This is a genomic window from Streptomyces sp. S4.7 (assembly GCF_010384365.1).
GTDB lineage: Bacteria > Actinomycetota > Actinomycetes > Streptomycetales > Streptomycetaceae > Streptomyces.
This window is the reverse complement of the sequence record NZ_CP048397.1, coordinates 382047-403909: the sequence shown is the minus strand read 5'-3', so window position 1 is coordinate 403909 and position 21863 is coordinate 382047. Positions and strand designations below refer to the sequence as shown.

Genomic DNA, 21863 nt, shown 5'->3' with positions numbered 1-21863 from the left:
GTCCGCACCCGGGGGCTCCGGCCGGCGTTCCCCGATGGGGGCGCTTGGAGTTGACGCCGACCACTGAAACATCCGGGACGATCAGGCCCGGGGAGGCCGCGCCGTGTTCCCCAGGGGTGTCACCAGATGGACTCGACCCATTCGGGGTGGTCGATGAACGGGTTGCGGTTGTGCTGGAACTGGTCGTGTATGACGTCGTTGCGGCGCTGCTCGAACGCGTCAGGCGGGTCCTCGTCGTTCCACTGCTTCAGTACGGACAGCCGTCCCATCGCGGGGGCCGAGCCGTTGCTGACCTGGTCGTTGGGCTCGAGGTCCGCAAACGAGTCGTTGCCCTCGTAGCGCACCGCCATGTAGAGGATCATGCGGGCGACATCGCCCTTGACCGCGTCACGCGGCTCGTAGGAGTCGCTGTCGGTGAGGTTGCCGGGGGCGCCGCTGACCGGGCTGCCGCCGTTGTCGAAGTCCTTGTTCCCGCGGATCCCGTTGACCTGTACGTCCTCCGGGCGCAGATGGTGGACGTCGGTGCCGGGGCCCTGCGACGTACCGAAGTCGCCGTGGGACTGGGCCCATACGTGCTCGCGGTTCCAGTCGCCGACGTCGCCGCCGTTGCTCGACTTGGCGCGCGAGGCGCCGCTGTAGAGCAGGACGACGTTGGCGGAGTTGGCCGGGTCCTGGTCGGTGACCTTGAGGGCTTCCCAGACGGCGCTGTACGAGAGCGTCGTCTGGTCGCTGATGATGCCGTGCAGCGCGGTCTTGAGCTCGGGGCCGGTCTTGCCGATCGCGCCCTGGTAGTACGTGTCGTCCAGAGCGGAGGTCTCGGCCGGGGCGGTGGTACCGGCGGCGGTCGTTTGCGGCGCGGCCGCCGGGGGTGTGGCGGCCGGGGCGGCGGCCGCGCTGCCGGCGAGCACCGCGGCGGCAGCGCACAGGGCCAGCACCGGCCGCACGGCGGGATGGTGACGACGGGACATGTGGGGAGTGTCCTCTCGATCAGGAGATCACCGCGCGTAGAACCGACGCGTGTGGCGCTGCGCATGGCGATCGTTGCGATGTGACGTTTCCGCAGGAGCCTTCCACAGCACCTGTGACGCTGGGGTGAATGCTCCGCGACCATCATGTGCAGGTCAAGAAGTGTGCGGACGTTGGGCGTTGACCTGCCCCGTCCTGGGCTGCGCGTTCACATGGATGGGCCGAAAACACACTGCTGACAATTTTGGTCCATACCAACTCCTTGACGGAGGCCGTCGGGCTGCCTTAAATCAAGCATTGAAATAAGCGCCACGGGCGCTTCGTCTCTCAGTAGTACCTGTCATGCGCATGCCCCCCACGCAAAGCGATGTGATGACCATGACCGTGTTCAAGGACTGGCGGCGCCGAACGGCGCTGTACACCCTCGCACTTCTGTGCACCTCCGGAGCCGTGGCCGCCGTGCCCGCCGCCGGAGCCTCCGCCGCGGCCGACCCCCACCCCGCCGCGGCACCCGCAGCCGTCAAGTTCGCCGACGAGTTCGACGGCCCGGCCGGATCGGGCGTCGACGGAAGCAAGTGGCAGATCGAGACCGGCGACAACGTCAACAACCACGAGCGGCAGTACTACACGTCCGGGAACAGCAACGCCCAACTCGACGGGCAGGGCAATCTCGTCATCACCGCCCGCAAGGAGAACCCCGGCAACTACCAGTGCTGGTACGGGACGTGTGAGTACACCTCCGCCCGGCTGAACACCTCGGGCAAATTCGACTCGGCGTACGGCCGGGTCGAGGCCCGGATGAAGATCCCGCGCGGCCAGGGCATCTGGCCCGCGTTCTGGATGCTCGGCAGCAACATGGGCGACGTCGGCTGGCCCAACAGCGGCGAGATCGACATCATGGAGAACGTCGGCTTCGAGCCGAACACCGTCCACGGCACGCTGCACGGCCCCGGCTACTCCGGCGAGGGCGGCATCGGCGCCGGCTACAGCCTGCCGAACGGCGAGGCGTTCGCGGACAACTTCCACACCTTCGCGGTCGACTGGGCACCGGACTCCATCAAGTGGTCGGTGGACGGGCAGGTCTTCCAGACCCGTACGCCCGCCGATCTCGGTGGCCGCGAATGGGTGTTCAACAAGCCGTTCTTCCTGATCCTCAACCTCGCGGTCGGCGGCTACTGGCCCGGCGACCCCGACGGCAGCACGGTCTTCCCGCAGCAACTCGTCGTCGACTACGTACGCGTCAGCGACTAGGACCCCCGTCCGTCTCCAAGTCCCAGTGCCGGACGGGCTCAGTGCTCCGTCCCCGGTCGCCGGACAGGGCTTGTCCCAGCCTGTCCGGCGACCGGGGGCGAACCGGCCACCGGGCGGACCCGGTGAGCCGCCCCGCCAGAAGTGGACGGTGACCACGCATGACCGCCTCGTTTCGGCTGGGGCAGCCCGCCGAGCCCCACCACCGTCCAGAACGCCACGGGAGTCAAGTGGTTCACGCCGGCGTTCGTCCTCAGCAACGGCTACTGCAACCCGCAGTGGGACGGCAGCCGGCCGCTGACCGGCGGGGTGGACCAGCAGACCGTCAACACCGTGCGCGCGGGCGGCGGGGACGTCATCCCGTCCTTCGGCGGCTGGAGCGGCAACAAGCTGGAGAGCTCCTGCGGCAGCGCGGGTGAGCTGGCCGCCGCCTACCAGAAGGTCATCAACGCGTACGGCCTGAAGGCGATCGACATCGACATCGAGGCCGCCGCCTACGACAGCCCCACCGTCCAGCAGCGCACCGTGGACGCGCTCAAGACGATCCGCGCCAACAACCCCGGCATCAAGATCTACATCACCTTCGGCACCGGCCAGAACGGCCCCGACACCAGCCTGATCAACCGCGCGGCCTCCTCCGGTCTCACGGTCGACAGCTGGACGATCATGCCGTTCAACTTCGGCGGCAACGGCCAGAACATGGGCACGCTGTCCGTCCGCGCGGCGGAGGGCCTGAAGACCGCTGTCAAGAACGCCTACGGCTACGGCGACGACGAGGCGTACCGCAAGACCGGTATCTCGTCGATGAACGGTGTCACCGACGTCGGCGAGACCATCACCGTCGCCGACTTCCGCACGATCCTCGCCTACGCGCAGCAGCGTCACCTCGCCCGGCTGACCTTCTGGTCGGTCAACCGTGACCGGCCCTGCACCGGTGGCGGGGCCGACACCTGCTCCGGCGTGAGCCAGTCGGCGTGGGACTTCACCCGCGTACTGGCGCAGTACCGGGGCTGACCCGGCCGCTCCCGCGGGCCGGGGGGCGCGTACGGGCGCCGCCGTAATGGGGCGTTGGGGCGAACCGGCCGACGTGGCCGGCGCCGGCCCGTATCTCGCGCCGCGGTAACAGTGCGGAGCCGCCCCGGGAAGCGGGAGAAGGCGGCCCGGCGGCCCGTTCAGAGGGCCGGTTCCACTTCCAGGAAGCGTCGTCGGCGCGGGCCCCGGTAGAGCAGTGCCTCCCAGCCCAGCGGGGTCAGGGCGGCCGCACAGGCGGTCAGTTGGCGCTCCTCGTCCTGCGCGGCGCCGCCGCCCGGCGGGCCGAGCCACTCCACCCGTACGGTCGCCGGCCGCGCCATCGCGCCGACGCGGAACCCCGTGGCCGTACGCCGTCCCTCCCCGTCGACCGCCGAGGGTGCGAGCCCCGCCGCCTCCAGGGCCAGGGCGACGGCGCGGACCGGCTGGTTCAGTTCCCAGGCGGCCGGGACGGCGACGGGATCGGGAACGGTGGTGTTGGTGAGGCGGCGGATCTGCAACAGGCCGCCGAAGGCGACCCGGACCTCGGCGGCGCGGACTTCCGGCGCGTCGGGGGTCGGCGGACCCTCACCGGTCGCGGCCACGAAACCGCCGGGCCGCTCCGCGTCCCCCTCAGCCGTCATGTCCGAACAGTAAAGGAGCCCCGACCGGACGGGGGGGACCGGTCGGGGCCGTACAGGCGGGGTGCGGACGGCGGTCGCCTCGCGGCGGCAGGCTCCACAGGGCTTCAGCCGAACGATCTTCCCTGCGGGCATTTCTAGATGAGCCCGGGGACACTGTTCCATCCACACCCACAATGCGTTCAACGGCCACCGGTCGCCGAATGTTCCCGCGATGCGCCAGCCGTCCGTGTTCCGGCCGGTGGGCCGAGGCGGAGCTGCGGCGGAGCGGCCGAGGGTCACTGTCAGTGGCGGGTGGTAGACCGGAACCAGACCAGTAGTCCGGCCGTCCGGCCGCCCACACCAGGAGACCCCATGGCCACGATCCCCAGCCCGACCCCCACCGGCAGGCTGCTGCGCACTCCCGACGGAGTCGACCTCGTCCTCACGCGCGCGTTCCCCCTCCCGGTCGAAGAGGTGTGGGCGGCGGTCACCGAATCGGCGCGCACCGCCCGGTGGTTCGGCCCGTGGGAGGGCGACGGCGCCCCCGGCGCCACGGTGCGCGTCCGCCTGGCCTTCGAGGAGGGGGAGCCCTGGACGGAACTGCGCGTCGAGGCGTGCGAGGCACCGCACCGGCTCGTCGTCTCGACGGTCGACGAGGCAGGCAGCTGGAATCTCGAACTGAGGCTGTCGGGGACGTCAGAGGGGCCGTCCGGCGCGGGCGGTACGGAACTGCACTTCATCCAGCACCGCGACACGGGGGCCGGTCTCGGTGAGATCGGCCCGGGCTGGGAGTACTACCTGGATTTGCTCCGCGCCTCTCTGGACGGCGCTCCGCGGCCCGAGTTCGAGGACTACTACCCGGCGCAGAAGGCGTACTTCGAGGAGTTGACGGCCGAGTAACCGGCCCCGAGGTCCGGGCCGGCCCTGTCTCTCCACGTCACAGTGCTTGGGCACCCGGACTCACAGCGCCCAGCCGGCCGACGCCGCCGACGTCCGTGTACCGCCGAACTCCAGCGTGGTCAGGGCCGCTTCGGCGGGCAGCTCGAAGACCAGCCATCCGCGCGCCGACCGTCCGGCGGCGAGCGGCACGGGCCAGGTCATGACGGGACCCACCGTGAGGCCGGCCGACGCGGGCAGCGGCGTATGCCTGCGGCCCAGGGTGTCCACGGCCGTGAAGCTCCGCGATACGCCGTACCCGTACGGCCGCGCTCCCGCGTTGCTCACCTCCGCGAGGACGGCGACCCACTTCCTGCCGTCCGGGGCGCCCGCGCCCAGGTTGTTCGCCGCGTCGTCGCCCGCGATCCGGGACGCCTCGTTGACGACGGCCGTCACCGCCAGGGCCAGCATGGCCTCGTCGTGACCGCCGGGGTGGTTCACGAGCACGGTGTCGCCGAGCGGTACGGCGGTCCGGGCGGGCTCCGCGGTGCGGGCGGACCGCTTGTCGTCGGACTCGGTGTCGTGCGTCCCCGTCGCGCAGCCGGTGAGGGCGTACGCGGCGCCGACGGCGACGGCGAGGACCGTCCGGCCGAGGGGGCGGCGCCCCGATGAGCGTGTCATGACCGAATGATGGAGCGTCCGATCGTGTGCACGCCGCTCATCCACAGGTGTTTCTAGGACATCTTCTGTCCTAGAAGCTGCCTACGTTGGGGTCATCGCGCCGAAGCCCCGGTGAAGGAAACGAAGGAGCACATCATGAGCGAGCTGAGCGGTAACCAGCCCGAAGGCACCCCCACTTGGATCGACCTCAGGACCCCCGACCGTGACGGCGCGCTCGCCTTCTACCGAGAGCTCTTCGGCTGGGAGTACGAGCCGTACCCCACCGGCGAGGACCAGGGCACCGTCTGTCTGCTGCGTGGCCGGCCGGTCGCCGGGATCGTCCCGGATCCGGACCGCACCGCCGCGGTGTGGACCATGTACTTCGCCACCGACGACTGCGACGGCACGGCCCGTCGTGCGGCGGAGACGGGCGGGCGGCTGATCGAGCCCCCGGCGGACCTGGCCGACCACGCCCGCACAGCCGTCGTGACGGACTCGGTCGGCGCCCGGTTCGGTCTGTGGCAGGGCCGCACCCGGCTCGGCAGCGAGATCGTCAACGAGCCCGACTCGCTGGTGCGCAACGACCTGATCACCCCCGACCCGGAACCGGCCCGCGCCTTCTACACGGAGCTGTTCGGCTTCACGCTGGACGGCAACAACGAGGTCCCGGAGCTCGACTTCACCTTCCTGCGCCGCCCCGACGGGCACGAGATCGGCGGGATCATCGGCAGTTCCGACGTCCCCACGTCCGCTTGGGGGACGCTGTTCGCCGTGGCCGACACCGACGCGGTCGCGCGGCGCGCTGCGGCGTCCGGTGGCCTGTCCACCGAGCCCGAGGACACTCCTTACGCGCGCATGGCCACCGTCACCGACCCGTCGGGCGCGCTCTTCTCGGTGGGTACGGCCCCGTAGCCCGGCCGGTAGGGGGTCGTCCGGCGCCGATCCGCGGCCGGCCGGCGGATCACCGATGAGTCGCGGGCCCGCAGCCGGTCCCCAAGGGGGAACATTCACGGCCAGTGACTCCCTTCGGGGAGACCAACGGTCATCACCTGGAGGAAAACACATGTCTGCCACGATCCAGCCCTTGGTCATCACCCCCGAGATCGACCGGCTGCTGGCGTTCTACCAGGGACTGCTCGGCGCGGTGGAGACATCGCGCACCCCCGACGAAGGCCCCGTCTTCTTCATCAACCTGAGGGTGGGCAACTCCGACCTCGGTATCGTGTCGGACAAGGACGTCGAGCTCGGCACGGTGCAGCGGATGCTGCTGAGCGTCGACGTCGCCGATGTGAACGAGCTGGTGGGGCACGTCGAGGAGCTGGGCGGTCAGGTGCTCGGGCCCGCCAACGACATGCCGTGGGGCCAGCGGGTCGCCCACATCAAGGACCCGGACGGCAACACCGTCAACCTCACGCAGCAGCTCTGAGGTCCGGCCCCCGCGGTCCCGTCCGCCCCGCCCGATCGTGCCGCGAGGCCCGACGTAGCATCGTGCTCATGGAGAATCGCGTACTGGGCAGGACGGGCCGCGAGGCCTCCGTCGTGGGACTGGGCACCTGGCAGCTGGGGGCCGACTGGGGTGATGTCACGGAGACCGACGCCTTCGCCGTCCTCGACGCGGCACTCGAAGCGGGGGTGACCTTCTTCGACACGGCGGACGTCTACGGCGACGGCCGCAGCGAACAGCTCATCGGCCGTTTCCTGAGGAACCGCCCCGCCGCCGACGTGTTCGTGGCGACGAAGATGGGCCGCCGGGCCGAACAGCGGGCCGAGAACTACAGCCTGGACAACTTCCGTGCCTGGAACGACCGTTCACGCGCCAACCTCGGCGTGGACACTCTCGACCTGGTGCAGTTGCACTGCCCGCCCACCGCCGTCTACTCCTCGGACGCCGTGTTCGACGCGCTCGACACCCTGGTCGCCGAGAAGCGCACGGCGGCCTACGCCGTGAGCGTCGAGACCTGCGCCGAGGCGCTGGCCGCCATCGCCAGGCCGGGCGTCGCCTCCGTCCAGATCATCCTCAATCCCTTCCGGCTCAAGCCCCTCGAAGCGGTGCTGCCCGCCGCCCTGGAGGCGGGGGTCGGCATCGTCGCACGTGTCCCGCTCGCCTCCGGCCTGCTGTCGGGCAAATACACGAAGGACACGGTCTTCGCCGCCGACGACCACCGCAGCTTCAACCGGCACGGCGAGGCGTTCGACCAGGGCGAGACGTTCTCCGGAATCGACTACGAAACGGGCCTCGCGGCGGCCGTCGAATTCTCCGAGCTGGCCCCCGAGGGTGCCACGCCGGCCCAGACCGCGCTGCGCTGGATCATTCAGCAGCCCGGTGTCAGCAGTGTCATACCCGGTGCCCGCTCCGTCGAGCAGGCGCGGGCCAACGCCGCGGCGGCCTCCCTCCCGCCGCTGTCCGGGGCCACGCTGGACGCCGTGAGCGACCTGTACGAGCGCCGTGTCCGAGCGGAGATCCACCACCGCTGGTAATGATGGCGGGACAGACCCCCCCGTACTTCGTACGAAGGAGACATCCCGTGGCCCTGAACAGAGAAGAGCGCGAGAGGTTCCTCGCCGAGCCGCACATCGCGGCCCTCGCTGTCGACTCCGGCGCCGGGGACCGGGCACCGCTCGTCGTCCCCATCTGGTACCAGTACGCACCCGGCGGTGACCTCTGGATCCTGACGGGTGCAGAGTCCCGCAAGGACAGGCTGATCATGGCCGCGGGACGTTTCTCGCTGCTGGTCGAGCGGGTGGCGCCGACCGTGCGGTACGTCTCCGTCGAGGGCCCGGTGACGGAGAGGATCGACGGCACCCACGACCACCTCGTGGAGCTGGCCACCCGCTATCTGCCCGCCGGGAAGGTCGAGGGTTATGTCGCCATGGCGAGCGGGGAGCACGGCGAACAGGTCGTCATCCGGATGAGTCCCCAGCGGTGGGTGTCGAGCGACCTCGGCGGGTTCTGAGTCGGCACCGTGGAAAGATCGCGGAAATTCGAACCACTGAGCTATTAGCGTGCTCTCATGGAGAAGACACTGAAGGGCGCCCTCGTGGTCCTGCGCCCCGCCGTCCCCGACGACATCCCCGCACTCGCCGCCATCCGCGCCACGCCCGAGGTCCACGCGACGTGGCGCGGCGGCGACGACCTGCTCGCGGCCGTGACCGAGGATCTCGACGAGCCCGGCATCACCTCGATGGTGATCGAACTGGACGGCGCCACGGTCGGCGCCGTCCAGTGGGGCGCCGAGGAGGACCCCGACTACCGGCACGCGAGCATCGACATCTATGTCGACCCGGCCGCGCACGGCCGCGGCGTCGGCACCGACGCCGTACGCACCCTGGCCAGGCATCTGATCAGGGACCTCGGCCACCACCGCGTCGTGATCGATCCCGCCGCCGACAACGCGGCCGCGGTCCGGTGTTACGGCAAGGTCGGCTTCCGGCCCGTGGGGATCATGCGTGACTACGAGCGCGGCCCCGAGGGGACCTGGCACGACGGACTCCTGATGGACCTCCTCGCCGCCGACCTCACGGACTGAGACGCCGTCACCGGCCGGGACGGTCTCACCGGCCGAGTGCGCCGCGGTCGCCAGCGCGTCCGTCTGCCTGTTCACATTGGCTTCGGTGAGATAGCTGTAGTTGCCGTTGGGGTTCACCCCCGGGTACGAGATGGCCTGGAGGCTCCAGCTGCTCCATACCTGCCGTCACAGTGCTGCCCCCGAACGTGAGGATCTCCATGCCCCAGATCTCCTACGCCCCGGACACCGCCCTGTGGTTGCTCGACACCCCGCACACCTCGTACGCGGTGCGGACCGACAGCAGCGGAGCGCCCTGTCACGTGGCCTGGGGCGGCAGGCTGACCCTGGACGAGGCACGGGAGATCGCCGGGCGCCCCCACCCGGTGGACCGCGAGGCCAACAGCTTCGAGGGCCGCCCCCCGGTCGGCGAGGAGTTGCCCGTCGACGGCGGCGCGCGCTACGGCGTGCCCTCGCTCCAGATCCGCTTCGCCGACGGCACCCGCGCCGTCGAATGGGAGCCCGTCTGCCACGAAATCCGCGAAACCCCCGGCGGTTCAGCCGAGTTGGACCTCGTCCTCCGTGACCGGCACTACCCGCTCGGCATCGGCCTGCACTACCGCGTCCACCACGACAGCGACGTGATCGAGCGCTGGACGACCCTGCGCAACACCGGCACCGACGACATCGTCGTGCTGCGCGCCGACTCGGCGGCCTGGACCCTGCCGCCGCGCCCCGACTACCGGCTCAGCCACGTCACGGGACAGTGGGCCGCCGAGACCCAGCTCCGGCGCGGGACACTGCCGTTCGGCGAGACCGTACTGACCAGCAGACGCGGCATATCCAGCCACCATCTGAACCCGTGGGTGATGCTGGACGACGGCGGCGCGAGCGAGGACCACGGCCGGGTGTGGAGCGCCGCGCTCGCCTGGAGCGGCAGTTGGCGCATCACCGCCCAGCGCACCTGCGACGGCCGGGCCGGGTTCACCGGCGGAGCGGGACACGACCAGAGCACTCTGCGCCTCGGCCCCGGCGAGAGACACACCACGCCGCGCTTCGCCGGGCTCAGTACCGACGGCGGCTTCGGCGCGGCGAGCCGCGCCTGGCACGCGTACATCCGCGCGCACGTCCTGCCGCACCCGGGCGAGACGCGACCCGTGCTCTACAACTCCTGGGAAGCCACCGGCTTCGACTTCGACGAGAAGCGCCAGATGGCCCTCGCGGCGCGCGCCGCGGAGCTGGGAGCCGAGCTGTACGTCATGGACGACGGCTGGTTCGGCGCCCGGCGCGGCGACCGGGCCGGACTCGGCGACTGGACGCCGTCACCCGAACGGTTCCCCAAGGGCCTCGGGCCGCTGGCCGACGAGGTGCACCGCCTCGGCATGCTCTTCGGTCTCTGGGTCGAACCGGAGATGGTCAACGCCGACAGCGACCTCTACCGCGCGCACCCCGACTGGATCCTGCACTTCCCGCACCGCACACGGACCGAGCTGCGCAACCAGCTCGTGCTCAACTTCGCCCGCGACGACGTCGCCGACTGGGCGTACGGGTGGCTCACCGCACTGGTCGCAGACAACGGCATCGACTTCCTCAAGTGGGACATGAACCGCCCGTTCAGCGAGGCCGGTCCGGCCGGACCCGGCGGTGACGACCGGCTGTGGAGCACCTACGTGCACAACCTCTACCGCGTCATCGACCGGCTGCGCGCCGACCATCCCCGGCTGCGTATCGAGGCGTGCAGCGGCGGCGGCGGACGTGTCGACCTCGGGATCCTGTCCCGCACCGACCAGGCGTGGCCTTCGGACAACACCGACGCGGCCGACCGCGTCGGCATCCAGCACGGCTACAGCCAGCTCTACCCGGCGTCGACCATGGCCGCGTGGGTCACCGACGTACCCAACGAACTCACCTCGCGCACCGTGCCGTTGGCCTTCCGCTTCCATGTCGCGACGGCCGGGGTGCTGGCCGTCGGCGGGGATCTCGCCCGCTGGTCGGACGAGGAGATCGCCGAGGGCGCCGGGTTCGTGGACGCGTACAAACAGGTCCGTCATCTGGTCCAGCACGGCGTCCAGTACCGGCTGCGGGATCCCGGGGACGACGGGCCCACCGTCGTTCAGTACGCCTCGCCCGACCGGGCGGAGGCATTGGTGCTCGCCTGGCAGCGGGCACCGCGCCGGGGCCGGCCGGAGCTGCCCGTCCATCTCGCCGGGCTCGAACAGGGGGCGGTCTACCGGGATGTGGCGACCGGGGCGGCGCACCACGCGACGGTCCTGATGGAGCACGGACTGCCGCTGGAGCTGCCGACGGGGGACTGGGCCAACTCGGCGATCCATCTGAGGCGTGTCTCCTCCTGACACCTCGCGAGCCGGAGCCGGAGCCGGGGCTCGGGGGGCCCGTCCCTATTCGTCTGGACCTGGCTCCTTGGGCCCCTTGAATCCCATCGCAGCCGGATCGCCTGTTTCAGGCCACGCCGAGCGGCAACACGAACCTCATGACTGCAGACAGCGAAGCGAACAAGACCCTGAACGGCAAGGCCGCGACGGTCGGCGCGAGCACGAGGTCGGCAGCCGGCAAGGCACGTCGCACCACCGGCTCCGTCGCCGACCGCGCCAAGGAGAACACGACGGGGGCGGCCGCCAAGGCCAAGTCCTCCGCGCGGGCCGCCTCGGCCGGCCTGGAGACAGGTCGACAAGCCGTCATGTCGACGGCGGGCAAGGCCGCGTCCACGGCCACCACCGCGTGGACCGTCGTCAAACACCGCAAGGCCGTGGCGGCGGGAGCCGCCGCCGGGGTCCTCGGCATGGTGGGCGGTGCCTTCGCCCTCGGCCGCCGGACGGCCACGGCGGGGCACGGCCCCCTCACCCGGCTCACCGGCGGGCGGATCTGACCACACCGACAGCATCACCGCGGAGGGCCGACGGACTGCCGTCGGCCCTCCGTGCGTCCGCTGCCACGAGGCGGCGGGCGGACCGGCCGTGTCGTGGCACCCGCCCGGACGCCCTTTGGAACCGTACGATCGGATTCATCTCGACCTGGTGCGCCTTCGCCGCGATCGTGTCCGTCGTGATGCTCGGCTGGGTCCGGCGGCGTACGCAGACGCCCGGACCGGCGGCCTGACCGCTCATGGCCGGCGCGCGACCACCATGCGGCAGCGGGGAGCGCCGTCCGGCAGCCGCCCCAGGCCGTCGAGCGCCACGAGATCCACCTCGAAGCCCGTACGGGTCAACTCGTCCACCACTTCGGTGAGCCGGAACGTGCGGTAGTACATGACGAAGGACGGACGCCACACGGCGTTGCGCGCCCGCATCGCCGCGTCGAACCCCCAGAGCGTCCAGTACAGCGGCGAACCGACACGCGGCGGCGCGGGCACCGGGAAGGCGAAGGCACCGCCGGGCCGCAGGACTTCGCGCACCTGGGTGAAGAGTCCGGGCCGCTCCGACGGCATGAAGTGGCCGAACGCTCCGAAACTCACGGCCAGGTCGAACGAGGCGCGGAAGGGGAGGGCGCGGGCATCGGCCCGTACGAAATCGACGGCGGGCCCGCGCGAACCGCCCTCGCCCGCACCGTCCTTCGGCAGCACGGCGGACCTGGCGGTGGCGAGCATGCCGGCGCTGAAGTCGACCCCCGTGACCCGCTCGACGCACACCTCCCGCAGGACGTCCACACCGGCTCCGGTGCCGCAGCAGATGTCCAGACCGGCCCGGAAGGGGCCGAGCGGTCCGAGGGCGTCGGCCACGGCGTCCAGGACCGTGTCCGGGGTACGGAACGGGGTCAGATCGAACTTCGGGGCGAGCAGGTCGTAGCCGCGCTCGGTCGACGAGAGCGCCTGCACGGTCAGTTCGCGGAGGGTCGGGCCCTGTGGGGTGAACATCATGGGTCAGCCTACCGAGAGTTCCGACACGTGACACGGGGAGGGGACATTCGCGGACGCTTCCCTCTCTCGGGGGACATAATGCGGCTCGCGGCACGCCGTCACTGCACTGTGCGGGTGTTGTCGGACGTCACGCTTGATCGTTTCTGTGGTCTGGGAGCGAGGAGACGTGTAGCGTCAGTTTTAGCTGTCGTGGTTCCGAAGTACTTTGTCGCCCGTGATCACAGTCGCGGGCGATTCGGCTGTTCAACGTCTCTGAGGACCAGGGCGATCACCTCCGGTTCCCGCACGGTGCGGGAACCGTTATGAGTCCTTTGGAGGACACATGGCCAGCGGTACCGTCAAGTGGTTCAACTCGGAAAAAGGCTTCGGATTCATCGAGCAGGACGGTGGAGGCCCCGACGTCTTCGCCCACTACTCCAACATCGCCACCCAGGGCTTCCGTGAGCTCCAGGAGGGCCAGAAGGTGACCTTCGAGGTCACGCAGGGCCAGAAGGGCCCCCAGGCGGAGAACATCGTCCCCGCCTAGGACGCCTCGTCCAGGGACACCACGTGTCCACCGGCGCCCCGGCACCTCTGGTGCCGGGGCGCCGGTGCGTCGTGACGGGACATCAGGAAGCGGCGACCAAAGAGGTGTAGTAGGTGCTCAGCGCGCCGAGGTAGGCCGGATCCCTGGTGTCGTGATCGCGCTCGAACACCGGAGCGCCCTTGGCGGTCGACTTCGTACACGCGACCTGGACCACCCGCGCGGCCGGATCGATCGAGGTCACCAGTCCGGCCGGAATGACAAGACTCTTTCCGAAGACCCACATCCCGGTGTCCACCACCAGGTGTTCGAAGGGAGAGCCCTCGGACTGTCTGTCCACACTGCCCACCGTTCCGTCGGTCGCATGGACGCTGTAACCGGTGAGGTCCATACCCGGCACGTGGCCCGACCCGACCGCGAATACCCACATGTCAACCATCACGGCCCTCACTCTCGTTCGACAGTCGCGGCGAGATCACCGCTCAAAGGTGCACTTGCCCCCCGGGCACACCCAGCAACCACGCACGGTTCAGCAAGGTGTTACGTGATGGCCGGTTTCGGGGTGGACACATCGGCGGAAGTACCATCGCGACACACGGGGGACGTCATTCAGCTGCCATCCAGAGGAAGCGAGCCATTCATGTCCGACAGTGCCGTCACCGAGTTCACGAGCGTCCAGTCGCAGTACGAGGCCCAGGTCGCCGCCGACCTGGAGAACAACACGGCGGAGCGGAAACGTCTCCGCAGCGAGATCGAGGAGCTTCAGGCCAAGTTGGAGACCCTGGAGCACGACCACACACTCCTGCTCGGCGTGCAAGGGGTGTTCACCGGCGGATCCGGGGCCGGCTCCGCGCGGGGCGCGAAGGTGCCCGGGGCGCGTGTGCCCAAGCGCGCCGCGAAGTCGTCGGCCGCATCGGCGCCCAAGTCCGCCAAGACCTCCAAAACCACCGCCAAGGCGCGGTCGGGGTCCAAGGGCTCCGCGAAGCCGGCCACCGGCGCCGCCGGGAAGCAGCCGAGCCTCGCCCAGTTGGTGAGCACACTGCTGGCCGCGCACGGTGAGCCCCGCTCGGCCGCGGAGATCTCCGCCGAGCTGGCCGCGGACCACCCGTCGCGCAACTCCAACATCAATGTCGTACGCAACGCGCTGGAGCTTCTCGTCGCCAAGTCCGAGGCCCACCGCGCCAAGCAGCAGAAGTCCGTCTTCTACACGCACGCCGGACAGGACGGGGCCGCCGTGCCCGCGCCGGACGCCGACGCCACCCCTGCGGCGGGCTGATCAGGCCACGTACGTACCTGCCGGCGGGGACGGCGCGCGCCGGGCTCGTGTGAAGCTCCATCAGGACGTGCGGCGCCACCGCGCGTTGAAGCCCTGCGCGGCGGGCAGGGGCTCCTCCCGTTCCGTGGCGCGCTCCGATAGGTTCTGGCTGATGAGGGATTTCCCGCGGGCGGTGGTGGAGGGCTGATGCAGCGCATCGCACAGGTGATCAAGGTGCGGCCGGAGAAGCTCGCGGAGTACCGGGAGCTCCACCGGGCGGTCCCGGAGCCCGTGCTGGCCCGGCTGCGCGCCAGTCATATCGCCAACTACTCGATCCATCTGCTCGGCGACCGGCTGTTCAGCTACTTCGAGTACCACGGCGACGACTTGGCGGCAGACCTCGCGGCCATGGCCGACGACGAGGCGACACGCGAGTGGTGGAAGACGACCGACCCCTGCCAGGAGCCGGTCCCCGAGGCGGCACCCGGCGACTGGTGGACGCCCATGGAGCGGGTCTTCCTCATGGAGTAGCCGTACCCATCCGGCAAGGTGACGGCCATGGATCGCGAGGTCGGGCCCGGCGCCCGCGTCGGCATCGAACCCGTGGCGCGGACGCTCGAAGCGTCCCCGACACCCGTGCGCGAGGCGCCGGCGAGGCCCTGTTCTCCGACGGACCCGTCACCGAGCGCCCACTCGCCGGCGCCCGGGGCGCCCCGCGGGCCGCTCGCTGCCGCACATCTTCCGGCTCAGCGGTGTCCCGGGGCCGGCCCGCCGACCCTCGCCGAGCACGAACGCATTCCGCACGCGATCCCTCGCCGCAACCCTGACCGGGCGGCGGAGGCGAGGGCGGAGCATCTGCGCCGCGGTCTCGAACGCCGGCGCGGGCCGGCGGAGCCCGAACCCCTGATCGCCCTGCCCTCGGCCGCCCCTGGCGTGTCAGCGCAGCGTCGCCTCGTGCTCGGCCATGCGCCGGAACTCCCCGAGGTCGTAGTTGGCCAGCGTCGAGTCGAGATTGGTGAGCGCGCCCAGATGCTCCACGAACCCCTTCGGGTCGTACTCGATCTGGAGCGTCACCCGGCTCTCCGCGTCGCCGAGGCGGTGGAAGGTGACCACCCCCGCGTGGTGCACGCCCTCGGAGGTCCGCCACGCGATGCGGTCCTCGGGGACGACCTCGGTCAGCTCCGCCACGAAGCTCTTGTCCGCGCGGGGCAGCGAGACCTGCCACGCGAACAGCGAGGCGTCGATGCGCTCCACGTGCTTGACATGGCTGAGGAAGGAAGGCCAGCGCTCGACGTCCTTCCACAGCGACCAGCTCACGGCGACGGGCGCCTTGATGTCGACGGCTTCGATCAGTGAGGACGTCATGGGTGCTCTCCTCCTGCGGTGCGGGACGGCTTCATCTGCCATCCGGTACCCGCCCGACCGGCTTTCACCGCCCGCCCCCGTACTCCGATGTGTCGATAGTCATTCTCCGGCGTTCCTGGGACATCCCTTACGTAACCTTCGAACGGGTGACCTTCAGCCTGACGCCCGGCGATGACAGGCTGTCCTTCGTACGACGCACCACACGTCACGGAAACACACAGGAAACCCCCGCGTACCAGGCGCCACCGCACTACCCCACCACCAGGCACCACCGCACCACCGACCGAAGATCAGTACGAGAGGCACCCGTGATCCCGAACACCCTCGACACCCCGCGCGACCATCTGTCACGGTCCGCCCCGGACTGGTGGCGCGAAGCCGTGGTCTACCAGGTGTACGTCCCGAGCTTCGCCGACGCGGACGGCGACGGGATCGGCGATCTCCGCGGGATCACGGACCGGCTCGACCATCTCGCGGGTCTCGGCGTCGACGCCCTGTGGCTCACCCCCTTCTACCCCTCCCCCTGGACCGACGCCGGCTACGACGTCTCCGACTACCGGGGCGTCGACCCGCGCCACGGCACCCTCGACGACTTCCGCGGCCTCGTACGGCGCGCCCACGCGCTGGGGCTCAAGCTCATCGTCGACGTCGTGCCCAACCACTGCTCCGACCAGCACCCCTGGTTCGTGGAGGCGCTCGCCTCACCGCCCGGCTCACCGGCGAGGGACCGCTTCATCTTCCGCGACGGGCGGGGCCCGGACGGCAGCCTGCCGCCCGCCGACTGGAAGTCGAAGTTCGGCGGCGGCGCCTGGACACGGGTGCCGGACGGCCAGTGGTACATGCACATCTTCTCCGCCGAGCAGCCCGATCTGAACTGGGAGAACTCGGACGTCCTCGCCGACTTCGAGGGGATTCTCCGCTTCTGGCTCGACCTCGGCGCCGACGGCTTCCGGATCGACGTCGCCCACGGCCTGCGCAAGGACCTCGTGGAGCCCCTGCGGGACACCGGCGGTCGCGACTCCGCCTCGCTGAACTCACCGCCCGAAGGTGAGGACCACCCCTTCTGGGACCGCGACGAGGTCCACGACATATACCGGACCTGGCGCAAGATCATCGACTCCTACGCGCCTGCCCGGATCACCGTCGCCGAGGCGGGCGTCAGCGCGGCACGGCTGCCCCTCTACACCCGGCCCGACGAGCTCCACCAGGCTTTCAACTTCTTCCATCTGCGCTGCCCCTGGGACGCCGAGGAGTTCCAAAAGGTCATCGACACCTCCCTCACCGGCGCCCGCGCCGTCGGCACCCTGCCCACCTGGGTGCTCTCCAACCACGACGTCGTACGCCACCGCACCCGCTACTCCCTTCCGCAGGGCATCGACTACCGCGCCTGGCTGTCGGGCGGCGGCACCGACCCCGCGCCGGACGACGCCCTCGGCCACCGGCGGGCCAGGGCGGCGGCGCTCCTGACGCTCGCCCTGCCCGGCAGCGCGTACCTCTACCAGGGGGAGGAACTCGGCCTTCCCGAGGTCTCCGACCTGCCCCTCGACGCGCTGCGCGACCCCATGTGGGAGAGGACCGGACGCACCACCAAGGGCCGCGACGGCTGCCGCGTACCCATCCCGTGGACCCGCTCCGGCAGCAGCCACGGATTCGGCCCCGGCGGCAGCTGGCTCCCGCAACCGGACGGCTGGGGCGAACACGCGGTGGAGGCCCAGACCGGGCGGCCGGACTCCTTCCTGGAGCTGTACCGCACGGCCCTGTCCGTACGCACCCGCTTCCGGGGCGACGAGTCGTTCGACTGGCTGCCCGCCCGCGAGGGTGAACTCGCCTTCCGCAAGGGCCGGTTCGAATGCCGGATCAACCTGTCCCAGGAGTCCCTGCCGCTGCCTGAAGGCACCGTGCTGCTCGCCAGCGACACCCTGGAGGGGGACATGATCGGCCCCGACACCGCCGTATGGATGGCGGCCGCGGGCGGCTGACCGGCGTGTCGACACCATCGAAGGCTCCTTTCCGTCGTCATACCCGCACAACGCGTGGGCGCGCTCCGGCGCTCCGTACGGGGTGTCACCCGAACGGCCGAATCCGCCCTGATCCACTCGAAACCCAGCAGGGCGCGTGCGGTGCCCCTTTGTCCCCCGGATGGGTCAAAGGGGCGTTTCCCCCTGTTGCCGCCCGCCGTCAGCAGGTGCCGCATGGAGATAACGCGAGTCAGAAGACGCGCGGGGATACCGGACCCCGCCGGCTCGCCGCCAAGGAGTGATCACTGATGGCAGCCGACGATGTCTTCCACCACGTGGGCGAACTCACGGGGCTGACCGCCTACGACGCAGCCGGGGAGAAGATCGGCAGTGTCGAGCAGGCGTACCTCGACAACGAGACCGGCCGCGCCGAGTGGGTGACGGTCAAGACGGGAATGTTCGGCATGAAGGAGTCCTTCGTGCCCCTGGCGGGCGCCCGCCGAGACGAGAACGGACTCCAGATACCGCACGCCAAGGAACTGGTCAAGGACGCTCCTCGCATGGACGCCGACGAGCACCTCGACGTCGCCCAGGAGCAGGAGCTGTACGACCACTACGGTCTCACCCGCCCCAGCGGGCGCAGCGGGTCGCCGGGCATGAGCCCCGCGGCCGGCACGCCCGCCAAGGAAGGCATGGCCGGCCGGGAGGGCATGGGCAACGGCGGCCGGGGCCGGGCGGACGCCACGGGCACCACCGGCGGGACCGACACCTCCGAGGCGGCCACCGCTCCTGCCACCGGTCGCGGTGAGGAGGACATGGTGCGCTCGGAGGAACGGCTCCGGGTGGGCACCGAGGAGCACGAGTCCGGCCGGGCACGGCTCCGGAAGATCGTGGTGACCGAGAACGTCACGACCACCGTGCCCATCACCCACGAAGAGGTCCGAGTCGTACGCGAGCCCATCAAGCCGGGCGACCGCACCATCGGCCGGGCCCCCATGGGCAACGCCGAGACCGAGGTGATCCTGCACGCCGAGGAGGCGGTCGTCCGTAAGGAGGCCGTACCGGTGGAGCGTGTGCATCTGGAGACCGAGAAGGTCACCGAGCAGAAGGAGGTGTCGGCCGACGTCCGCAAGGAGCAGGTCGAGTACGACGCCCCCGGACAGGACGACAGCGGACGCGGCGGCAGGCGCGGTCCCAGCCACTGAGCCCGCGCGCACCGCACATCGGCGTGGGTCCACCGGAGACCGGTGGACCCACGCCGTGCCCCGTTCTCACCTCGCGCGCGGCGGTCGCCATTCGACCAGCAGCAGCGTGGCGTCGTCGCGCAGCCGGTTGTCATGGGCGTCGAGAACCGAGTGGATGAGCCTGCGCAGCGTCTCGGGGGCGAGTTCCCCCGCCGCGGTCGCCCGGATGATGGAGTCGGTGAAACGTTCGAGGCCGAACTCCCTGCGATCCCCGACGCGTGACTCGACCACGCCGTCCGTGTAGAGCAAGACCCGGTCCCCGGGCTCCAGTTGCTCCTCGTGGACCGTACGGGGGGTTTCGAAGAACCGGGCGCGCAGCCCCATCGGTGGCTGGGGCGGCCGCTCCAGAACGCCGGTCAGTACGCGGCCTCCCCTGATCAGCAGCGGCGGCGGATGCCCGCAGTTGCACCACCGGAGCCGACCGCCCGCCAGGTCCAGCTGGCTGATGATCCCCGTGCAGAACTGCTCGGGCAGCCAGCGCGCCAGCGCGTCGTCGACGGTGTGGGACACCTCGGCGAGGTCACCGCCGTCCCTGCGGGCGCTGCGGCAGCCCGCCAGCGCGACAGCCGTGGTCATGCCCGCCGCGAGGTCGTGGCCCATCGAGTCCAGGATGTCGACGTGCAGGGTCGAACGCGTCATCGAGTGGTCGTAGGCGTCGCCGCCGATCTCGTACGCCGGCTCCAGTACGGCCGTCGACAGCACACGGGCGTTGCCGATGGTCCTGGGCGGCAGAAAGGCGCGCAGCATCTCGGCGGGGAGCTGCATCGGTTCCCTACGGGCGTACCGGGCCAGGCTGTCGCTGTACGCCCTCTTCGAGGTGATCGCCATCGCGAGCACCGACGCGATCATCCGGCAGCGGCGCAGCTTTTCCGCGTCGAGGACGGCAGTGCGGATGGCGAGCACACCGAGCCGCTCCGCTCCGTCGACCAGTGGTAGCCACGCGGTGAGGATGCCGTTCTCCGACTCCTCGATCCGCAGCTCAAGAGTGCGGTACGCCCGGCCGCCCGTCGTGGAGTCCACACCGAGGAGGGGCATTCCCTTGGTGAGCGGGACGAGGTGCCGCTGTTCTATGTCGACCAGATACACCATGATCTGTTCCAGGCCGATCGCCGTGGCGCACCTGTTGACCAGCCACGGGAGGTCCATCGGCGCAGCTGCGTGCGCCTCGGCGAGCAGCCCTTCGAGCAGTCGCTCACCAGGGCCGGGGGCCACGCTCTCACTCGGCATGGCGGATGCCTCCTCACCGGCAGGCTCCTTCCAGCATCGCAGGTCCGGGCCACCCGCAGTAGCGGGGGACGCCGGCGCGGGCCGGGGCGCGGGCCGTGAGGTCGGCCGGACGGGCTGTGTGAGGGGGAACTCGCCGCGATCTCTGGGCACCGCCGGAGCCACCCTGATAGGGAGGGAGGCATGAGTGAAGAGACCCCGATCCCCCCTGTCCTGACCGTCGTCGCCGCCAGCACCATCGAGCCGAACGTCGTCGGGGAGGGTGCCGCCGACCGGAACTCATGGATGGTGATCGAGACCGCCGAGCACGGCCAGCTCCTGCTGAACCTGCCGGGACCGCTGTACCGCGCGATGGAGCAGGCGACCTTCCTCGCCGCCGACCAGGCCGGCCCCGGACGCCTCGCCCTCACGGAGCGCGAGATCGCCGCCTACCGCGAGCGCATCGCGGGCCTCACCGAGGAGGTGTAGCGGATCCGGTCCGACGCCCTCGCCGGGCGGAGGCGTCCGTGGCGCACACCGGTTCGGCGCGGGCGCCGGATCAGTACGGACGGTCGCCGGCGATGGCGACACGCTCGGCCACCCGCCGGTGCGTGCCGTAGTCGGCGACCGCGTAGTGCTGGGTGGCGCGGTTGTCCCAGAAGGCGATGTCGCCCGCCTGCCAGCGGAACCGGACCTGGTACTCGGGCACATGCGCCTGCTGGAAGAGCAGCCGCAGCAGCCGGTCGCTGTCCGCCTGTTCGAGGCCCACGACGCGGGTGGTGAACGACGCGTTGACGAAGAGCATCCGCCGTCCCGTCTCCGGGTGCGTGCGCACCACCGGGTGTTCCACCGGGGGGAAGACGTCCTGGAACGGGGCGAGCCGTTCGGCGGGGCAGAACCGTGCGAAGCCGGGCACGAAGTCGTGCACGGCACGCGCGCCGTCGATCCGGGCCCTCACTTCGCGGGGCAGATTGTCGTACGCCACCGCCATGTCGGCCCACATGGTGTCGCCGCCGGCGGGCGGCACCTCGCGCAGTTGCAGTACGGCACCCAGCGCCGGGCGCTCCCGGAACGTGACGTCCGTGTGCCACACGTTCTCGAAGGTCGGGACGGTCGTACGGTCGAAGCGCGCCACCTCGTCGGTGTCCCCCGCCGTCAGCAGGGGATTGGTCTCCAGCCGCCCCCAGTTGAGGGCGAACGCGCGCTGCGCGTCGGAGGTCAGGCGCTGTCCGCGGAAGAAGAGCACCTTCCACTCCAGGAGGGCGCGGTTGAGCTCGTCGCGCACGGCGGGCGACGGCGGGACCGACAGATCCAGACCGCGGATCTCGGCACCGATGGTGCGCGACTGCGGGACGAGCCCGAAGAGTTCGTACGGCCGGTCCTCCCAGCCCTCGGGAACGCGGCGCAGGTCCCGATGCCCCTCGTACAGGCCGTCGGCGGGGATGCGGGGATCGCGCAGGGCGGGAGGGGCGGAGGCGGTGGAGACAGCGGAAGTGCCGGACGCGGATACGGCGGCGATGGTCACAGGGCTCCTCGGGAGAACGAACCAGTGGGGCG

The 21863-nt window shown here is 70.6% G+C and carries 24 protein-coding genes and 1 pseudogene; 17 read left to right on the top strand and 8 right to left on the bottom strand.

All coding sequences use genetic code 11. The features are described 5' to 3' along the window. Nucleotides 1-119: 119 nt before the first annotated feature. On the bottom strand, nt 120-968 hold the full coding sequence (locus tag SSPS47_RS01645; RefSeq protein WP_164248044.1) for an endonuclease: 849 nt from the start codon (nt 966-968) through the stop codon (nt 120-122). Nucleotides 969-1308: 340 nt separating this feature from the next. On the opposite strand from SSPS47_RS01645, the gene SSPS47_RS01640 reads away from it, so the two are divergent. Both SSPS47_RS01640 and SSPS47_RS01635 read left to right on the top strand, forming a co-directional pair. Then, nucleotides 1309-2217 (top strand): glycoside hydrolase family 16 protein, encoded by a 909-nt coding sequence (locus tag SSPS47_RS01640; RefSeq protein ID WP_164248041.1) that lies wholly within the window; start codon nt 1309-1311, stop codon nt 2215-2217. A 174-nt stretch (nt 2218-2391) separates the two neighbouring features. Continuing rightward, nucleotides 2392-3228, top strand: a pseudogene (locus SSPS47_RS01635) (chitinase); the annotation flags it as partial. A gap of 158 nt (nt 3229-3386) precedes the next feature. Here the strand turns inward: SSPS47_RS01635 and SSPS47_RS01630 are convergent. Beyond that, nucleotides 3387-3866, bottom strand: a complete 480-nt coding sequence (locus SSPS47_RS01630; protein ID WP_164248038.1) for a hypothetical protein — start codon at nt 3864-3866, stop codon at nt 3387-3389. 351 nt (nt 3867-4217) lie between these two features. Between SSPS47_RS01630 and SSPS47_RS01625 the strand changes: the two genes are divergently transcribed. Beyond that, a complete protein-coding gene (locus SSPS47_RS01625; RefSeq protein ID WP_164248035.1) occupies nt 4218-4745 on the top strand; it encodes an SRPBCC family protein in 528 nt (175 codons plus the stop codon). A 60-nt stretch (nt 4746-4805) separates the two neighbouring features. Here the strand turns inward: SSPS47_RS01625 and SSPS47_RS01620 are convergent, their stop codons facing one another. After that, entirely contained in the window at nt 4806-5402 is a 597-nt protein-coding gene (locus tag SSPS47_RS01620) for a hypothetical protein (protein WP_164248031.1), read from the bottom strand. 135 nt (nt 5403-5537) lie between these two features. Here SSPS47_RS01620 and SSPS47_RS01615 point away from each other — a divergent pair, with 135 nt between their 5' ends. From SSPS47_RS01615 to SSPS47_RS36155, 8 genes are all read left to right on the top strand, one after another. After that, nucleotides 5538-6293 carry a VOC family protein gene (locus SSPS47_RS01615; protein ID WP_164248028.1) on the top strand — a complete coding sequence of 252 codons (756 nt, stop codon included), beginning with the start codon at nt 5538-5540 and terminating at the stop codon, nt 6291-6293. 151 nt (nt 6294-6444) lie between these two features. Beyond that, a complete protein-coding gene (locus SSPS47_RS01610; RefSeq protein WP_164248025.1) occupies nt 6445-6807 on the top strand; it encodes a VOC family protein in 363 nt (120 codons plus the stop codon). Nucleotides 6808-6875: 68 nt separating this feature from the next. Continuing rightward, nucleotides 6876-7859, top strand: coding sequence for an aldo/keto reductase (locus tag SSPS47_RS01605; protein ID WP_164248023.1), 984 nt, complete (start codon nt 6876-6878; stop codon nt 7857-7859). 47 nt (nt 7860-7906) lie between these two features. Next, complete coding sequence (locus SSPS47_RS01600) at nt 7907-8335, top strand: pyridoxamine 5'-phosphate oxidase family protein (RefSeq protein ID WP_164248019.1); 429 nt, start codon at nt 7907-7909, stop codon at nt 8333-8335. Nucleotides 8336-8392: 57 nt separating this feature from the next. Then, nucleotides 8393-8908 carry a GNAT family protein gene (locus tag SSPS47_RS01595; RefSeq protein WP_164248017.1) on the top strand — a complete coding sequence of 172 codons (516 nt, stop codon included), beginning with the start codon at nt 8393-8395 and terminating at the stop codon, nt 8906-8908. A 197-nt stretch (nt 8909-9105) separates the two neighbouring features. After that, nucleotides 9106-11238 (top strand): alpha-galactosidase, encoded by a 2133-nt coding sequence (locus tag SSPS47_RS01590; protein ID WP_164248014.1) that lies wholly within the window; start codon nt 9106-9108, stop codon nt 11236-11238. A gap of 137 nt (nt 11239-11375) precedes the next feature. Further along, nucleotides 11376-11771: a hypothetical protein gene (locus tag SSPS47_RS01585; protein ID WP_164248011.1), complete on the top strand. Its 396-nt coding sequence runs from the start codon at nt 11376-11378 to the stop codon at nt 11769-11771. Then, on the top strand, nt 11768-12001 hold the full coding sequence (locus tag SSPS47_RS36155; RefSeq protein ID WP_343234920.1) for a DUF6629 family protein: 234 nt from the start codon (nt 11768-11770) through the stop codon (nt 11999-12001). Before SSPS47_RS01585 ends, SSPS47_RS36155 begins: the two co-directional genes overlap by 4 nt. 4 nt (nt 12002-12005) lie before the next feature. On the opposite strand, the gene SSPS47_RS01580 is transcribed toward SSPS47_RS36155, so the two are convergent. Next, nucleotides 12006-12755: a class I SAM-dependent methyltransferase gene (locus SSPS47_RS01580; protein WP_164248008.1), complete on the bottom strand. Its 750-nt coding sequence runs from the start codon at nt 12753-12755 to the stop codon at nt 12006-12008. A gap of 325 nt (nt 12756-13080) precedes the next feature. Between SSPS47_RS01580 and SSPS47_RS01575 the strand changes: the two genes are divergently transcribed. After that, on the top strand, nt 13081-13284 hold the full coding sequence (locus tag SSPS47_RS01575) for a cold-shock protein (protein ID WP_023543681.1): 204 nt from the start codon (nt 13081-13083) through the stop codon (nt 13282-13284). An 82-nt stretch (nt 13285-13366) separates the two neighbouring features. On the opposite strand, the gene SSPS47_RS01570 is transcribed toward SSPS47_RS01575, so the two are convergent. Beyond that, entirely contained in the window at nt 13367-13720 is a 354-nt protein-coding gene (locus tag SSPS47_RS01570; RefSeq protein WP_187280214.1) for a PRC-barrel domain containing protein, read from the bottom strand. A 201-nt stretch (nt 13721-13921) separates the two neighbouring features. Here SSPS47_RS01570 and SSPS47_RS01565 point away from each other — a divergent pair, with 201 nt between their 5' ends. Together SSPS47_RS01565 and SSPS47_RS01560 are read left to right on the top strand one after the other, a co-directional pair. Further along, entirely contained in the window at nt 13922-14557 is a 636-nt protein-coding gene (locus tag SSPS47_RS01565) for a hypothetical protein (protein WP_164248005.1), read from the top strand. Between the two features lie 186 nt (nt 14558-14743). Beyond that, entirely contained in the window at nt 14744-15067 is a 324-nt protein-coding gene (locus SSPS47_RS01560; RefSeq protein ID WP_147876198.1) for an L-rhamnose mutarotase, read from the top strand. 405 nt (nt 15068-15472) lie between these two features. On the opposite strand, the gene SSPS47_RS01555 is transcribed toward SSPS47_RS01560, so the two are convergent. Continuing rightward, nucleotides 15473-15901, bottom strand: a complete 429-nt coding sequence (locus SSPS47_RS01555) for an SRPBCC family protein (RefSeq protein WP_164248003.1) — start codon at nt 15899-15901, stop codon at nt 15473-15475. A gap of 308 nt (nt 15902-16209) precedes the next feature. Between SSPS47_RS01555 and SSPS47_RS01550 the strand changes: the two genes are divergently transcribed. Together SSPS47_RS01550 and SSPS47_RS01545 are read left to right on the top strand one after the other, a co-directional pair. Continuing rightward, entirely contained in the window at nt 16210-17880 is a 1671-nt protein-coding gene (locus SSPS47_RS01550; protein ID WP_164248000.1) for a glycoside hydrolase family 13 protein, read from the top strand. A 287-nt stretch (nt 17881-18167) separates the two neighbouring features. Continuing rightward, on the top strand, nt 18168-19064 hold the full coding sequence (locus SSPS47_RS01545; RefSeq protein ID WP_164247996.1) for a PRC and DUF2382 domain-containing protein: 897 nt from the start codon (nt 18168-18170) through the stop codon (nt 19062-19064). Between the two features lie 66 nt (nt 19065-19130). On the opposite strand, the gene SSPS47_RS01540 is transcribed toward SSPS47_RS01545, so the two are convergent. Next, nucleotides 19131-20330 carry a PP2C family protein-serine/threonine phosphatase gene (locus SSPS47_RS01540; protein ID WP_164247993.1) on the bottom strand — a complete coding sequence of 400 codons (1200 nt, stop codon included), beginning with the start codon at nt 20328-20330 and terminating at the stop codon, nt 19131-19133. Nucleotides 20331-20510: 180 nt separating this feature from the next. Here SSPS47_RS01540 and SSPS47_RS01535 point away from each other — a divergent pair, with 180 nt between their 5' ends. After that, nucleotides 20511-20795 carry a hypothetical protein gene (locus SSPS47_RS01535; protein WP_147876192.1) on the top strand — a complete coding sequence of 95 codons (285 nt, stop codon included), beginning with the start codon at nt 20511-20513 and terminating at the stop codon, nt 20793-20795. Between the two features lie 70 nt (nt 20796-20865). Here SSPS47_RS01535 and SSPS47_RS01530 read toward each other — a convergent pair whose 3' ends face one another. Then, nucleotides 20866-21825, bottom strand: a complete 960-nt coding sequence (locus SSPS47_RS01530; RefSeq protein ID WP_164254334.1) for a TauD/TfdA family dioxygenase — start codon at nt 21823-21825, stop codon at nt 20866-20868. Between the last annotated feature and the right edge of the window lie 38 nt (nt 21826-21863).

Excerpts from the sequence above, each read along its gene's own strand:
- SSPS47_RS01645 (WP_164248044.1), bottom strand. The coding sequence starts at position 968 with ATGTCCCGTCGTCACCATCCCGCCGTGCGGCCGGTGCTGGCCCTGTGC.
- SSPS47_RS01640 (WP_164248041.1), top strand. The coding sequence starts at position 1,309 with ATGCGCATGCCCCCCACGCAAAGCGATGTGATGACCATGACCGTGTTC.
- SSPS47_RS01630 (WP_164248038.1), bottom strand. The coding sequence starts at position 3,866 with ATGACGGCTGAGGGGGACGCGGAGCGGCCCGGCGGTTTCGTGGCCGCG.
- SSPS47_RS01625 (WP_164248035.1), top strand. The coding sequence starts at position 4,218 with ATGGCCACGATCCCCAGCCCGACCCCCACCGGCAGGCTGCTGCGCACT.
- SSPS47_RS01620 (WP_164248031.1), bottom strand. The coding sequence starts at position 5,402 with ATGACACGCTCATCGGGGCGCCGCCCCCTCGGCCGGACGGTCCTCGCC.
- SSPS47_RS01615 (WP_164248028.1), top strand. The coding sequence starts at position 5,538 with ATGAGCGAGCTGAGCGGTAACCAGCCCGAAGGCACCCCCACTTGGATC.
- SSPS47_RS01610 (WP_164248025.1), top strand. The coding sequence starts at position 6,445 with ATGTCTGCCACGATCCAGCCCTTGGTCATCACCCCCGAGATCGACCGG.
- SSPS47_RS01605 (WP_164248023.1), top strand. The coding sequence starts at position 6,876 with ATGGAGAATCGCGTACTGGGCAGGACGGGCCGCGAGGCCTCCGTCGTG.
- SSPS47_RS01595 (WP_164248017.1), top strand. The coding sequence starts at position 8,393 with ATGGAGAAGACACTGAAGGGCGCCCTCGTGGTCCTGCGCCCCGCCGTC.
- SSPS47_RS01590 (WP_164248014.1), top strand. The coding sequence starts at position 9,106 with ATGCCCCAGATCTCCTACGCCCCGGACACCGCCCTGTGGTTGCTCGAC.
- SSPS47_RS01585 (WP_164248011.1), top strand. The coding sequence starts at position 11,376 with ATGACTGCAGACAGCGAAGCGAACAAGACCCTGAACGGCAAGGCCGCG.
- SSPS47_RS01580 (WP_164248008.1), bottom strand. The coding sequence starts at position 12,755 with ATGTTCACCCCACAGGGCCCGACCCTCCGCGAACTGACCGTGCAGGCG.
- SSPS47_RS01575 (WP_023543681.1), top strand. The coding sequence starts at position 13,081 with ATGGCCAGCGGTACCGTCAAGTGGTTCAACTCGGAAAAAGGCTTCGGA.
- SSPS47_RS01570 (WP_187280214.1), bottom strand. The coding sequence starts at position 13,720 with ATGGTTGACATGTGGGTATTCGCGGTCGGGTCGGGCCACGTGCCGGGT.
- SSPS47_RS01565 (WP_164248005.1), top strand. The coding sequence starts at position 13,922 with ATGTCCGACAGTGCCGTCACCGAGTTCACGAGCGTCCAGTCGCAGTAC.
- SSPS47_RS01560 (WP_147876198.1), top strand. The coding sequence starts at position 14,744 with ATGCAGCGCATCGCACAGGTGATCAAGGTGCGGCCGGAGAAGCTCGCG.
- SSPS47_RS01555 (WP_164248003.1), bottom strand. The coding sequence starts at position 15,901 with ATGACGTCCTCACTGATCGAAGCCGTCGACATCAAGGCGCCCGTCGCC.
- SSPS47_RS01545 (WP_164247996.1), top strand. The coding sequence starts at position 18,168 with ATGGCAGCCGACGATGTCTTCCACCACGTGGGCGAACTCACGGGGCTG.
- SSPS47_RS01540 (WP_164247993.1), bottom strand. The coding sequence starts at position 20,330 with ATGCCGAGTGAGAGCGTGGCCCCCGGCCCTGGTGAGCGACTGCTCGAA.
- SSPS47_RS01535 (WP_147876192.1), top strand. The coding sequence starts at position 20,511 with ATGAGTGAAGAGACCCCGATCCCCCCTGTCCTGACCGTCGTCGCCGCC.